This is a genomic window from Leisingera sp. ANG49 (assembly GCF_059694505.1).
In genome coordinates this window covers 85,870-99,354 of record NZ_JCATZN010000005.1, presented here as the reverse complement: position 1 = coordinate 99,354, position 13,485 = coordinate 85,870, and the positions used below count along the sequence as shown (strand labels likewise).

Sequence of the window (13,485 nt, the reverse complement as noted above, 5' to 3'; positions counted from 1 at the left end):
GGAAAAGCGCAAGCCCCGCAACGAAAAAACGCCCGGGCGGCCCGGGCGTTTCAATCAGACCATCATTTCCTTGGTCGCGGTCAGATTCAAGTCCGGGTAATCGCGCACCACCCGGTCGATGTCCCATTGCAGGCGGGTCAGATAGACGATGTCGCCGTCGTGGTCATGGGCGATGTGCTGCTTGTTGGCGTTGATGAACTTGTCCACCGCCGCCTTGTCGCCGCTGACCCAGCGGGCCGAGGTGAACTGGCTTGCCTCGAACCGCACCGGCAGGCCGTATTCCATCTCGATGCGGCTGGCGAGCACTTCGAATTGCAGCTGGCCGACCACGCCGACGATGAAGCCGGAGCCGATCGAGGGTTTGAACACCTTGGCGGCGCCTTCCTCGGCAAACTGCATCAGCGCCTTTTCCAGGTGCTTGGCCTTCATCGGGTCGCCCGCGCGCACACCCTGCAAGAGTTCCGGGGCAAAGGACGGGATGCCGGTCACGCGGATCGCCTCGCCCTCGGTCAGCGTGTCGCCGATGCGCAGCTGGCCGTGGTTCGGGATGCCGATGATGTCGCCGGCCCAGGCTTCTTCGGCCAGTTCCCGGTCGGAGGCCAGGAACAGCACCGGGTTCGACACCGCCATCGGCTTCTTGGTGCGCACATGGGTCAGTTTCATGCCGCGCTTGAAGTGGCCCGATGCCATGCGGACAAAGGCCACCCGGTCGCGGTGCTTGGGGTCCATGTTGGCCTGCACCTTGAACACGAAACCGGCGACCTTCTTTTCCTCAGGCGAGACCTGGCGCGGTTCGGCGGACTGCGGCTGCGGCTCGGGGCCGTAGCTGCCGATGCCGTCCATCAGCTCCTTGACGCCGAAGGAATTGATGGCGGAGCCGAACCAGATCGGGGTCATGTGGCCCTCGATAACCGACTGCGGGTCCAGCGCAGGCAGCAGCTCGCGCGCCATCTCGACCTCTTCCAGCAGTTTGTCCAGCAAATGCGCAGGCACGTGCTCGGCCAATTTGGGATCGTCCAAGCCATTGATTTCGATGCTTTCCGCCACCTTGTTGCGGTCGGCGCGGTCCATCAGTTCCAGCCGGTCGCGCAGCATGTCATAGCAGCCGATAAAATCGCGCCCGACGCCGATGGGCCAGCTGGCCGGGGTCACGTCGATCGCAAGCATCTCCTGGATCTCGTCGATGATCTCGAAGGTGTCCCGGCTCTCGCGGTCCATCTTGTTACAGAAGGTCAGGATCGGCAGGTCGCGCAGGCGGCAGACCTCGAACAGCTTCTGGGTCTGGCTTTCCACACCTTTGGCGCCGTCGATCACCATCACCGCCGCATCCACCGCCGTCAGCGTGCGGTAAGTGTCCTCGGAGAAGTCCGAGTGGCCCGGCGTGTCCACTAGGTTGAAGCGGAAGCCGCTGAAATCAAAGGACATTGCGGAGGCCGAGACGGAGATGCCGCGGTCCTTCTCCATCTGCATGAAGTCCGACCGCGTGCGCCGCGCCTCGCCCTTGGCGCGCACCTGTCCGGCCATCTGAATCGCACCGCCGTAAAGCAGGAACTTTTCAGTCAGCGTGGTCTTGCCGGCGTCCGGGTGCGAGATGATCGCAAAAGTCCGGCGCCGCGCAATTTCGGCGGGCAGTTCGGGGCGGTTTGCAGCGGTGTCCAACATGCCGGAGGCTGTAGCCACAAACCGCGTCAGAGGCAAGGAAAACGGACCGCCTACGGCCGGTGCCAGGACGGCAATGCAGCAGGGCAAATGCAGTTTTGCCTATAATTCGCTAACGCTTTTCCTGTAACACTTGCGCGGCAATTGTGTGTTACAGGATTTCAAGGGCTCTCCCGTTTTCAGGAACGATACGTGCAGCAAGATGAATTCTCAGATCATTTTGGCGTCCTCGACGCCGTCGAGCTTGCCGTGATCGTTCTGAAGGTGGGCGAGGACGGGCAGCCGCGCTATGTCGCCATGAACGCCAAGGCGCGGGAAGCCACAGAGTTCGAGCACAGCGATTATGCCGGCAAGACGGCGCTTGAGCTCTATGGCGGAACAATTGGCCGCCGCGCCTTGAACCACCACCTGGGCGTTATCAGCAGCGGCAAAGAAGCGACCTATGACATCGTTCTGCCCACCGAGCACAAGGCGAAATATCTCAGCACCACGCTCCGGCCCGTGTTCGACGCCGGCGGGCGCCTGGCCTATCTCGTCGGCTCTTCCGCTGACATCACCTCGGAACGGGAACGCGACGAGGCGCTGGAGCTCACCCGGATGGCGCTGGACAAGGCCGAGGAGGCCAGCCAGGCCAAGGAACGGTTCCTGGCCAACATGAGCCACGAAATCAGGACGCCGATGAACGGGATCATCGGGATGTGCGAGCTGCTGAAAGAGACGGAGCTGGACGAGCAGCAGCAGCTGTTTGCCGACACGATCTTCAGCTCCGCGACCGCCTTGCTGACGGTCATCAACGACGTGCTCGATTTCTCCAAGATACAGGCTGACAAGGTCTTGCTGCACGATGCGCCGTTTTCGTTGCGGGACGTGGTTCAGGACGTGGCAACCCTGCTGTGGGCCAGGGCCGCCTACAAGGGGATCGACCTGCGCACCGACTACCCCGAAGACGTGCCGCATGAATTTGTGGGCGACGCCAGCAAGATCCGCCAGATCCTGATGAACCTGCTGGGCAACGCGATCAAGTTCACGGAGGCCGGCCATGTGACCATCCGGGCCGCCTATGACCCCGGGGCCGCGAAACTGCCTCTGCGCATTCAGGTTGCCGATTCCGGCATCGGGATCGAGCCCTCGCAGATGGACTGGATTTTCTCGGCTTTTGAACAGGTTGACCGCAAGACGGCCCGCGTGATCGAGGGCACGGGCCTGGGCCTGGCAATCACCCGGGCGCTGGCGGAGCGGATGGGGGGCACGGTCACGGCCGCCTCGATTCCCGGCGAAGGATCGGTGTTCACCGTCGGCCTGAACCTGCCGCAACCGGGGGCGGCCGGCCCGGGCGGCGGGGACACGCCGGAGGTCCAGGGCAGCCGGCAGGCGGTGGGCACAGCACCCGGCCTGCCGGGTCCGGAGCTGCCGCCGGAGGCGCTCAAGGGCATGCGCATCCTGGTTGCCGAAGACAACCGGACCAACCAGCTGCTGGTCCGGAAAATGCTGAAGTCCACCGGCGCCGAGTTGCGGTTTGCCGGAACCGGCCAGATCGCGGTGGAGCTGTTCGAGTCCGATGGCGCGGACCTGATCCTGATGGATCTGTCGATGCCGGTTCTGGGCGGGCTGGACGCCACCCGACGGATCCGCGCGCATGAACGGGAGGCCGGGCTGCCGGAATGCCCCATCGTCGCGCTGACCGCCAATGCCCAGCCCAGCGATGTCGAGGCCTGCCTGGCGGCCGGGATGAATGATTTCCTGTCCAAACCCTTCCGCAAGAATGAGCTGCTGGCCCGGATCCTGCGGCAGGGAAAACAGGCCTGAAAAGGCGGGGGTGCCAGGCGTGCACCCCCTGTACACCCCTTGTGCACCCCCTGATGCCGGATGGCGGGGGCAGAGGCCCGCCACGGGTGTTGCGCAAGCACCGTACGCACCGCTGGCGCGGAATTAACCGGATCGGGGCAGGGTGGGGATCAGCGCGGGAGTGCCGCACCGCGTCGCAATCCGCCGCCGCCACGGGAGAGACCGATGCCCAGCAAGCGATACTTTGACAATGAAATGCAGCTGGAGCTTGATGAGTTGCAGCAAAACCTGCGCCGCGACTGGCTGGACAAGAGCCTGCCGGATGACTGGGACGGCATCCTGAGCTGGGAGCGGATCGACAAGCCGAAGACAAGGGTGACGATCCGGCTGGATGAGGACATGGTGAAGTGGTTCCGCAAACTGGGCCCGAACTACAGCCGCCGCATCAACTCGGTGCTGCGGATCTACTGGCTGGCGCTGCTGGCGGGGCATATTCAGGCCCATGACAAGGACAACACGATCCTGCGCATCGCCTTGCGCGCCCGTGAATTGCAGCAGGACCTGCAGCGGCGCAGGGTGGGGGAGTGAAAGAGGGGCTGCGTTTAGAGAAGGTCCCTTTGTGGACTTTGCGTCCCCTTCGGAAAGAAACCTTCTGCACCGAACATGGCTTTCGACCGCTTCGAGCCCGAAACGGGCCAATGTGAACGCGCAACAAACTTCAACGCCGGGCGGATTCCGAGGAAAAACACCCGTTCGCTGCCAGCACGAGAAATCTTAGCCTTTCGCGGCAGCCTCCTTCGCAGCAAGAACCTCGTCCGTGACCCGCGACAAGCCCCATTTCCCGGAGGCAAGCTCGAAATCGGGAGCACAAAAAGCCACGATTTTGTCGATCGGCTCATTGTCGATTTCGAAGACGACTAGTCGGTCTTCCTCACCAATGAAGAAAGTCTGGACATTTTCGTTATGGCGGTCGAACTCGTCACCCCAGCGCTTAAGGACCTCGGCTTCATCGAGGTTCAGGCGCTGCATCGATCGTTTCAGATAGTTTCCGCTATTGTGCCTAGCTCGGCTGCGAAGCCATTTCGATTTGTCACGAATGTTGAGGATAAACTTTGCGTTCGGATAGGCCGCAGCAAAACGGTCGAAGAACTTAAAATTCTCGATTTTTGCATCCGAATTAGGGATATCGTACTCCATGTCAAAAAAAGCCCTGAAGTCTTCAAAGCCCGCGACAGGGGGAAGTCCGGCGTAGATATTGTGATGGATGGCGAGTTGGGGGTGCCCCAAGCTTACAACAGGATGACCCGCACGACGAGATCGCCGGCCGCTGCTGTGAAGCGCCGAGTACCCTGAGTGCACAAAGAGCCAGAACAGTGCGGTCGTGGCACATTTGTTGAAACCGATTTGGAATGTCAGGTCACGATTCATGCGCATATTGAGAGTTGCAGCTTAAATTCAGCATGTTCAATCTCAGGCTCTTTCGATCAGCAAGCGCCTAGACTTTGCGTTCGCACCCTCGGGAAGGACGGATATCTTTCCAAGTTCCGAAAGTTCGTTCTGGACATGCTCGTGGTGCTTGCGGATATCAAGAATGATACGGCCTCCGGATGGAACGGCAGTTCTGAAGAACGTATCGTAGGTTGTCCAGGGATAGTGGAAACCGCAAGAGATGAAACTGACCACAAGATCCTGATCTTTGATACCGCTTAGATCCTGAGTCTGCGGGTTGAAAGTACTGATCCTTTCGGCAAGCACTCCATTCTTGCTCAACATCTCTGCGGCGGTTTTCAGGTTGGAGTAGGCGGCACCGCTGTTCTTGAACCCGAAATGGCGGTCCTCGCTGGTCTCGACATCGATCAGGTTCACGACACACCCAAAATCCTCTGCAATAAACAGATCAAAAAAGGCGTACCCACATCCGATATCCGTCACGGCGTGCGGAGGCGCCTCTTCAAATACCGGGCGCATTTCTTGATATTCCTTGAAGATCAGCGCAGCCGCGCGGCGAATGATGGTTTCTTTGCCTAGTTTGTCGATCAGTTCCAAGAGCGGTTCATCATCGCCCTTGGTCCAGGCTTTGATTCGCTTGTTATACTTGGGCTGATCCGAGAGAATCCTGGAGCGTTGCAGGGCCAGATTGAGGGCATCTTTTATCGAAAAGGATGATACATCAAGGGAGGATACTCTGTCGATTTCGGAATGGAAAAACGCGGACTCCACACTAATATCCATGCTTTTCTCCTAATGTGCTGCTCGTTTTTCAGATTCGGAGGTGACGCTACTTCTTAGCATGCCTGTTGCAGCCGCAAATCACACTATGCAAAAAATGTAGCTATCTCACTGAGACGTCATACGTTTAGTGAAGCTTTGGCCTGTACCCCCAAGACATTGAGATTGAACGCTGTTAGCCCAACCCTTGGCGGCCTGTTGAGCAGCGTCAGATCTTGCGCACGGGACAACATTTTTTTGGCTCGCTCTGCTAGAAAGCTTTGAACTTTTTGTCCATTCGGATGCTGCGCCATGCACGAAGGGCCGCTTCGGTGAAGCAGCGCCGCACAGTTCGGAGGGTATGCCAAGGTCGGGAAATTGCCGCAATGCCGGTATTCAGGTGCGCGCGGCGAAAGCTCTCTTTGTCCCGCTCCGTCCAGCCGCCGCCCCCAATTGATTTTTCCCGCCGCCTTTGCCTAGATACCCGCAAGCCCTTGATTGCAAACCACGGGGAAAGAGGCGGGATGCTGCATCGAATTTGGCTGATCCGGGCCGCGGCGGCGGGGGTGGTGCTGGCGCTCCTGACGCTTGCCATTGCACCGGCCCGGGCGGGGGAGCGGATTGCGCTGGTGGTGGGCAATTCGAACTATGCCCATACCGCGCCGCTGGCCAATCCCGGCAATGATGCGCGGGTGATGGCGGCGGCGCTGGAGGGGGCGGGGTTCGAGGTGACCACGCTCCTGGATGCGGACCTGGGCGGCATGAAACAGGCGCTCTTGCGGTTCGGGCGTCGGCTGCGCGGCGAGGGGGTGGAGGCCGGGCTGTTCTATTATGCCGGGCACGGGGTGCAGGTGGACGGCGAGAACTACCTGGTGCCGGTCAGCGCCGCCATCACGAGCGAGGATGAGATCGACCTGGAAGCGGTCAATGTGAACAGCTTCCTGCGCGTGATGAATTCATCGAACGCCAGCATCAACATCGTCATTCTGGATGCCTGCCGCAACAGTCCCTTTGCCGCCTCTGCCCGGTCGGCGGCGCGGGGGCTGGCGCCGGTGGACGCGCCGCGCGGCACGCTGATCGCCTATGCCACCGCGCCGGGCGACGTGGCGCTGGACGGCAGCGGCGCCAACTCGCCCTATACCAAGGCGCTGGCCGGGGCGATCTCCGCCGGGGCGGGGCGCACCATCGAGGCGGTGTTCAAGGCGGCCCGCAGCGAGGTGCTGGCGGTGACGCAGGAGCGGCAGGTGCCGTGGGAGACCAGCTCAATCACCGGCGATTTCTATTTCCACGCCCGCCCGGCGGCCGCGGCGCAGCCGGCGGGCAGCGCCGCGCCCTCTGCGGATGATATCGGCCAACGGTACCGGCTGGCGGAACGGATCGGCACCAGGGCGGCCTGGCAGGCCTTTGTGGACGCCCACCGGGACCGGCCGGAGGATTTCTATGTCGTCCTGGCGCTGGAGGCGCTGGCGGGGCTGGAGGCGCCGGCGCCGCAGCCGCAGCGGCATCTGCCGCTGCCCGCAACGCCGACCTATGCCTGCCACCGGGGGCGGTTCGGGGCGGTTCCGGCGGAACTGTGCGTGTCCTCCCACCTGGCGCCGCAGGGGCGCAATGCCTACTCGGGCGCGATGCTGTCGGACGGCAGCGCCCGCACCGCCTGGGTCGAGGGGCGGGCGGATGACGGCGAGGGGGAGGTGCTGCGCTTTGCCTTCGCCGGGCCGCAGCAGGTGAGCAGTGTGCTGGTTGCAAACGGCTATGGCAAAAACCGGGACATCTTCCTGAAAAACGGCCGGGTGCGGTCGCTGATCGTTCAGACTTCGGCGGGCTTCCGCGGAGAGGCGGTGCTGGAGGACCGGGACGGGCTGCAGGAGCTGCGCCTGCCGCCGCTGGGGCAGGTCACCTGGATCACCCTCACGCTGAGCGGCGTCTATTACGGCACCAAGTACCGGGATACCGCGATCAGCGAGGTGCAGTTCCGCTGACCCCGGGCGGATGCCGCTGCCGCCGGGCGGCGCCCGGTCAGGCGCTGGCGCACAGGGGCGGGGTGCAGATCTCCCACATCTCCTGCAGCGCGCTCAGCACCTGTTTGGTGCCTGAGGAGGAGCTTGGCTTCACGATGTAGCCGCTGACGTTGCGGTGGTAGGCGCGGTCGATGTCCCTGGGGTTGTCGGAGGTGGTGAACATGTAGACGATGTTGCCGGAAATCTCCTCCCTGGCCCGCAGCTCATCCAGGAATTCATGGCCGTTCATGCGCGGCATGTTGATGTCCAGCAGGATGAAGAAAGGCCGCGGCAGGTCCTGCGCGCGTTCGGTGGTGAGGATCTCCAGCGCGTCTTGGCCGTCGCAGGCCCGCGTGATCCTGGCCGATGGGGACTGCTTTTTCAGGATACGCTCCAGAATGAGCGCATCCACGTCATTGTCCTCGACCAGAAGGATATTCATTCAGCGTTCTCCACGTCAGGCGGCTTTGTCTTGATGTGCTGCCGGGGCTGCCTGCCCCTGGCCAGGCCAGCTAAACCTGAAATCGGCGCCTTGTCCAACCTCAGACTGCACGGTCACCTTAAATCCGTGCTGTTCCACCGCTTTCTTGACGATGGCGAGGCCAATGCCTGTGCTTTCCGGCTCCCCCGCGCGCCGCAGGGTCTGAAAGACCTCGAAGATCCGGCTGTGGTGTTCCGGCGCGATGCCGCCGCCGTTGTCCCGGACCGAAACGTCATAGCGGCCGCCCGCATCCGCCACGCTGACGGTTATTTCCGCGCGGTCCGGATCGGGATGGTACTTGACCGCATTGCCCACCAGGTTTTCCAGCACACGGGCAAAGTTGAACGTGTCCGTGGCAATATGGGTCACGTTGCCGCTCAGCTCCAGCTGGCTTTCGGACAGGCCGAAATCGGACCGGAGCGTTGCCACCGCGTCAGCCAGGCACAGCGGCTTGTTCTCAGCCGCAAGCTTGCCGATGCGGGCGTATTCCATCACCCCCTGTGTCAGGTCATTCATCCGGCACACCCGTTCGGCGATCCGCTGCAGGTTGGCAGCCACTTCGGGGTCTGCATCCGCCGAGTTGAAGTAGTCCTCCAGGTCTTCCTGGATCATCTCGGTGAGCGCGCCGATGCCGCGTACCGGCGTCTTCAGGTCGTGCGAGGTGATATAGACAAACTTCTCCAGCTCTTCGTTGGCCTTTTCCAGTTTCCTGGTCTCTTCTTTCAGGTCGGCTGTGACCCGTGCTGCATAATCTCTGGCGCGCTGGCTGGAGCGGGCCATGAGGAACAGTAGCGAAATCACAAGCACCTCGATCACCAGCCCGGCGATCAGGATCAGCGCCGGCTGCGTATAGGAATGCGCCTGCCGGAACCCGAGGGTGGTGCGGAACTCAAGGGTCCAGGTCCGGCCGTAAATCTCAAGCTCGACCGTTTCGGCGAACTTGGGGTCGGGGTCGAACTGGGGATCTGCCGGATCATGCTCGTCATAGATCTGCTCGCCGCCGTCGCTGATGCTGAACCGCACGTTCCTGAGGTCCTTGGACAGCAGCCCGGCCATCAGTTTGCGGACCACGAATGGCGCATAGACCATGCCGTCAAAGCTATGTTCCCGTTCGTTGCGGCTGCCGGCGCCACCACCTGAATAGAAGGGCGCATAAAACAGGAAGCCTGCGGTGCTACCCTTGTCCTGCACCAGCACGATCGGGCCGGTGATCCGGGCTTCGCCGGTTGCGCTGCTGGCCAGGGCGGCCTCCCGGCGGTTGGCCTCATGCGCGACATCCAGGCCGACTGCCGCAGCATTGATGTCCTCCGGCTCGATGAAGGAGATCGGCAGGTAAATGCTTTTGCCGTGCTCCGGGTAGACGGAAAACCCGGGCCGCTCCTGGCGCCGGGTCTGCAAATAGCTGTCAAACTGGGAGGGGTCGACATGATGAATGATGCCGATGCCGTTGATCCCGGGATAACGCGCGTCCACGCGCAGCGAGTGCGCAAAGGCCTTCCATTGCTGATAGGTCATGTCGCCGCCGTGGGACTGGACGGCGGAGACGCCGGCCCACAGCGCGTCCTCGTATTTGGCCATGCGCGCGGAAATCAGGCCGACGGCCTGATCCCGGGCGGCCTTGAAGGCGTTTTCGATGCGGGTTTCGGTCTGCACGCTGGCATAGTACCAGGCGCCCACGGTCATCATCAGCGACAGGCCAATGACCAGGGCATGGATCAGGGATAGGTGGCTGTTCCGGATGAAGCGGCGCCAGCCGTCCAATCTGGGGTAATGTTCCGGCATGAAGTCACGGTCCTTTGCGCGCCTGGTTCATTCTGCTTTTGCGGGATTAACAACAGATTAATAGTCTCATTTGGGGTGCGGCTCATTTCAAGGAAAAAGAGCGCCGAGAGCCGCCTCTGGCGGCGGTGAGGTCCGCATTTCTTCTCGGACGGCTGGGCGGAACCGCGGCAGGAGACCGGGCTGAACGGGGAATTTCGTGCTGCATTGCTGCTGCCGCTGCCCGCGCGCGGCAATGGCCGAAAGAGACCCGGCCCTCCGCAACCTGCAGCGCCTGCCTTCTGCGCCGCCGCCGCCCACGCCAATGGCATGAGCGCCAAGGTGAGGAAGATGTGCCTGGTCGCGCTGCTCTCTTGCTGCTGGCAACAGCATGGGTTGAAAGGAAAACGGAATTGCCCGCGGGCACGGCTCAGCGCAGCGAGGCCCGTTTCAGCAGCCGCACAGCGTCCGGCCGGTCCAGCAGCGACCGGCTCACGTCCAGCCCGTGGGCGCCGCGCGTGTGCGTTGCGGGCAGGGTGCCGGGGCGGGCGGTCCAAAAATCCTCGGGCAGCACCTGCCGGGTGACCGGATCGAGGAAGGTGCTCTCGGCCGCGATCCCCTCGGCGTAGATGATGTGGTGCTGGTCGAACAGGATCTGGAAGTAATCGGTGAAGCCGCCGTCCAGCACCACCACGCTGCCGCCGTTGACCAGATCGCGGGCGCGCACCAGCAGTTCCGGCGCGCCTGCGCCGATCTCGTCGCGGCGCTGGTAGACCATCAGCCGGTGGCCGGGGCTGACGATCAGGTCGTTTGAATTGTTCAGGGCGCCTTTGCGGATCAGGATCGGGGCCAGGTCGCCCACCGCGCGCAGGGTGGACTGGCCGACCCAGCGCACCTCCTGGATGCCGTCGTCGCGGGTCAGCACCCGGTCGCCGGCGCGCATGTCCTCGATCGCGCGCTGCTCGCCGGTGGACAGGGTGATGCGGGTGCCGCGGGTGAAGGAGACGCAGGCCGATTGCGCCAGCTTGCGCCGGGCCTGCTCGCGCTCGGCCTTGACCAGCGTGTAGGGCATCTGCGGCTGCAAGGGCGCCAGAGGCACTAGGTAGATGGCGGCGATATAGCCCTCGCCGTCGGCCTCCACCATCACCAGGATCTCGGTGTTGGGGCCGCGGTCGGGCATCAGGGTGACGAGGCCGTCCAGATGCAGCACCGCGCCGGGTGTGCCGATGGCGCTGTCGTCCGCAAAGGTGAAACTGCCGTCGTGATGGGCGGCGATGGCCAGGCGCTGCGGCGGGACCGGGCTGTCCAGCAGATAGATGTCGTCCAGCACCAGATCCTCGAGCACGCCAAGGGGGTCGCCCGAATTGGCGCCGTATTCCACGCGGAAACGCTCGGCCGGGTAGGCCTGAACGGAAGAGAGGCTGGCGGTCAATGTCTGTCCCATCTGCGGGTTTTTCTTGGTCCATATGTGGGCGCGCGGGGCGCTGTCCAACAGATTTGCCTGCGGAATGTGGCACAATGGCGGTGGAACGGGGCTGATTTTCCGGCAGCATCACGATTGCGTCAGGCACCGGGCGGGTCTGGCCTTTGCCAGGCAGGCGGTGCAAGCTCCGGCAAACGGTGAAGATTCCCGAGGGAGGACAACAATGGATCTGGGTATTTCGGGCAAGCGCGCGCTGGTCTGCGCCAGCAGCAAAGGGCTGGGCCTGGGCTGCGCCGAGGCGCTGGCGGAGGCAGGCGTCAATCTGGTGATGAACGCCCGCGGGGCTGAGGCGCTGGAAGCCTCGGCGCAGGCCATCCGTGATCAGTATGGCGTCGATGTGGTGGCAGTTGCGGCGGATGTCACAACGCCGGAGGGCCAGAAACAGGTGCTGGATGCCGCCCAGGGCGTTGATATTCTGGTCACCAACGCAGGCGGCCCGCCACCGGGCCTGTGGACAGACTGGGACCGCGAGGATTTCATCAAGGCGCTGGACGCCAACATGCTGGCGCCGATTGCGCTGATGAAGGCGCTCCTGCCGGGGATGATGGACCGCGGCTGGGGCCGGGTGGTCAATATCACCTCCGTTTCCGTCAAATCGCCGATCCCGGTGCTGGGGCTGTCGAACTCGGCGCGGGCAGGCCTGACGGGCTATGTCGCGGGCACTGCGCGGCAGGTGGCGGGCCAGGGCGTCACCATCAACAACCTCCAGCCGGGCATCCATGCCACCGACCGCGCCGTGGCGCTGGACGGCGGCGCGGCCAAGGCGCAGGGGATCACGCCCGAGGAGGCCAAGAAGCAGCGCTGTGCCACAATTCCCGCGGGCCGTTATGGCACACGGGCTGAATTCGGCGCTGCCTGCGCCTTCCTGTGCTCGCAGCATGCGGGCTTCATCGTCGGGCAGAACATTCTGCTGGACGGCGGCGCCACCAACACCACGATGTGAGCGGGGCAGGGCGCATGGATGGCGGGTTTTCCCTGAAGGACCAGTTGTTTAATCGGGATAAGGTCCGCTATCTGGCGGGCCTGTTCGCCGCCGCGGACGCGGGGTTTGATGCCGAAGGGTTTGAAGCCCGGGTGATGGCGGACTTGCCGGCGCTGGAGCTGAAGCAGCGGATGACGCTGATTGCGGATGTGCTGTCGGATCACCTGCCGGAGGATCTGCCGGAGGCTGCGCCCATCCTGCTGAAGGCGCTGCCGCCGCCGCTGGATCCGTCCAAGACCGACGATGACTTCGGCGATTTCATCTTTGCCCCCTTGGGTGAATATGTGGCGGCCAGGGGCGTCGAGGCGCACCCGGAGCTGTCGCTGGACCTGCTGGCGGAGATCACCCAGCGGTTTTCGATGGAATGGGCGATCCGCCCCTTCCTGAACCGCTGGCCTGCCGAAGTCATGGTGCGGATGCAGGAGTGGGCCTCCCACTCCAGCTATCACGTCCGCCGCCTGGTGAGCGAAGGCACGCGGCCGCGGCTGCCCTGGGGCGAGGCGGTGGGGCTGGCACTGGATCAGCCGCTGCCCTTGCTGGACCGCTTGCATTCCGACCCCACCCGCTATGTCACCCGCTCGGTGGCCAACCACCTGAACGACATTGCCAAGAAGGACCCGGATCTGGTGATGGACCGGCTGGAGCACTGGCAGGCAGCCGGGGCGCAGGCGGCCAAGGAACTGGACTGGATGACGTCCCATGCGCTGCGCGGACTGGTCAAGGCAGGCCACCCGCGGGCGATGAAGATGCTGGGGTTTGACCCGGAACTGGAGCTGGGTGCCGAAATCGTGCTGAAGTCGCAGAATGTTCGGATCGGTGGTGCGCTGGAATTCTCGGCGCAATTGGAGGGGCAGGCGGGCTCTCCGGTTCTGGTGGATTATATCCTGCATTTCCAGCGGCCTGGCGGCAAGGTGTCCGCCAAGGTGTTTAAACTGAAACAATCGAAAATTTCAGGCAAATTGTTGAAATTGGACAAGCGCCACAAGCTGAAGGGCAACGCCACGACGTTCAAGCTGGTGCCGGGGGCGCACCGGATTGAGCTGATGGTGAACGGCAGGGTGCGGGCCGAGGCGGCGTTTGAGCTGCTGCCGGAGAGCTAGAGCCAAAATCCGCTACGCCCGGCGGAACGCCG

The 13,485-nt window shown here is 63.1% G+C and carries 11 protein-coding genes; 5 read left to right on the top strand and 6 right to left on the bottom strand.

Translation table 11 applies throughout. The features are described from left to right. Positions 1-54 precede the first annotated feature (54 nt). Positions 55-1,662, bottom strand: a complete 1,608-nt coding sequence (locus AC58NV_RS17345) for a peptide chain release factor 3 (RefSeq protein WP_497228236.1) — start codon at positions 1,660-1,662, stop codon at positions 55-57. 189 nt (positions 1,663-1,851) lie between these two features. Between AC58NV_RS17345 and AC58NV_RS17340 the strand changes: the two genes are divergently transcribed. After that, complete coding sequence (locus AC58NV_RS17340) at positions 1,852-3,465, top strand: response regulator (protein WP_497228235.1); 1,614 nt, start codon at positions 1,852-1,854, stop codon at positions 3,463-3,465. Between the two features lie 204 nt (positions 3,466-3,669). Beyond that, entirely contained in the window at positions 3,670-4,032 is a 363-nt protein-coding gene (locus AC58NV_RS17335; RefSeq protein ID WP_497228234.1) for a BrnA antitoxin family protein, read from the top strand. Positions 4,033-4,218: 186 nt separating this feature from the next. Here AC58NV_RS17335 and AC58NV_RS17330 read toward each other — a convergent pair whose 3' ends face one another. Next, complete coding sequence (locus AC58NV_RS17330) at positions 4,219-4,878, bottom strand: sulfotransferase (protein WP_497228233.1); 660 nt, start codon at positions 4,876-4,878, stop codon at positions 4,219-4,221. 36 nt (positions 4,879-4,914) lie between these two features. Beyond that, the gene (locus AC58NV_RS17325) at positions 4,915-5,676 is read right to left on the bottom strand and encodes a class I SAM-dependent methyltransferase (RefSeq protein ID WP_497228232.1); all 762 of its coding nucleotides are present in this window, start codon (positions 5,674-5,676) and stop codon (positions 4,915-4,917) included. A 500-nt stretch (positions 5,677-6,176) separates the two neighbouring features. On the opposite strand from AC58NV_RS17325, the gene AC58NV_RS17320 reads away from it, so the two are divergent. Continuing rightward, on the top strand, positions 6,177-7,631 hold the full coding sequence (locus AC58NV_RS17320) for a caspase family protein (protein ID WP_497228231.1): 1,455 nt from the start codon (positions 6,177-6,179) through the stop codon (positions 7,629-7,631). A gap of 37 nt (positions 7,632-7,668) precedes the next feature. On the opposite strand, the gene AC58NV_RS17315 is transcribed toward AC58NV_RS17320, so the two are convergent. The 3 genes from AC58NV_RS17315 to AC58NV_RS17305 all read right to left on the bottom strand — a co-directional run bounded on the left by AC58NV_RS17315 (position 7,669) and on the right by AC58NV_RS17305 (position 11,332). After that, positions 7,669-8,091 (bottom strand): response regulator, encoded by a 423-nt coding sequence (locus AC58NV_RS17315; protein ID WP_497228230.1) that lies wholly within the window; start codon positions 8,089-8,091, stop codon positions 7,669-7,671. A 15-nt stretch (positions 8,092-8,106) separates the two neighbouring features. Next, positions 8,107-9,912, bottom strand: a complete 1,806-nt coding sequence (locus AC58NV_RS17310; RefSeq protein WP_497228229.1) for a CHASE domain-containing protein — start codon at positions 9,910-9,912, stop codon at positions 8,107-8,109. Positions 9,913-10,318: 406 nt separating this feature from the next. Beyond that, a complete protein-coding gene (locus AC58NV_RS17305; RefSeq protein ID WP_497228228.1) occupies positions 10,319-11,332 on the bottom strand; it encodes a Hint domain-containing protein in 1,014 nt (337 codons plus the stop codon). 202 nt (positions 11,333-11,534) lie between these two features. Between AC58NV_RS17305 and AC58NV_RS17300 the strand changes: the two genes are divergently transcribed. Next, positions 11,535-12,314, top strand: coding sequence for an SDR family oxidoreductase (locus AC58NV_RS17300; protein ID WP_497228227.1), 780 nt, complete (start codon positions 11,535-11,537; stop codon positions 12,312-12,314). A gap of 14 nt (positions 12,315-12,328) precedes the next feature. Continuing rightward, positions 12,329-13,453 carry a YhaZ family DNA alkylation repair protein gene (locus AC58NV_RS17295; protein WP_497228226.1) on the top strand — a complete coding sequence of 375 codons (1,125 nt, stop codon included), beginning with the start codon at positions 12,329-12,331 and terminating at the stop codon, positions 13,451-13,453. Positions 13,454-13,485 lie beyond the last annotated feature (32 nt).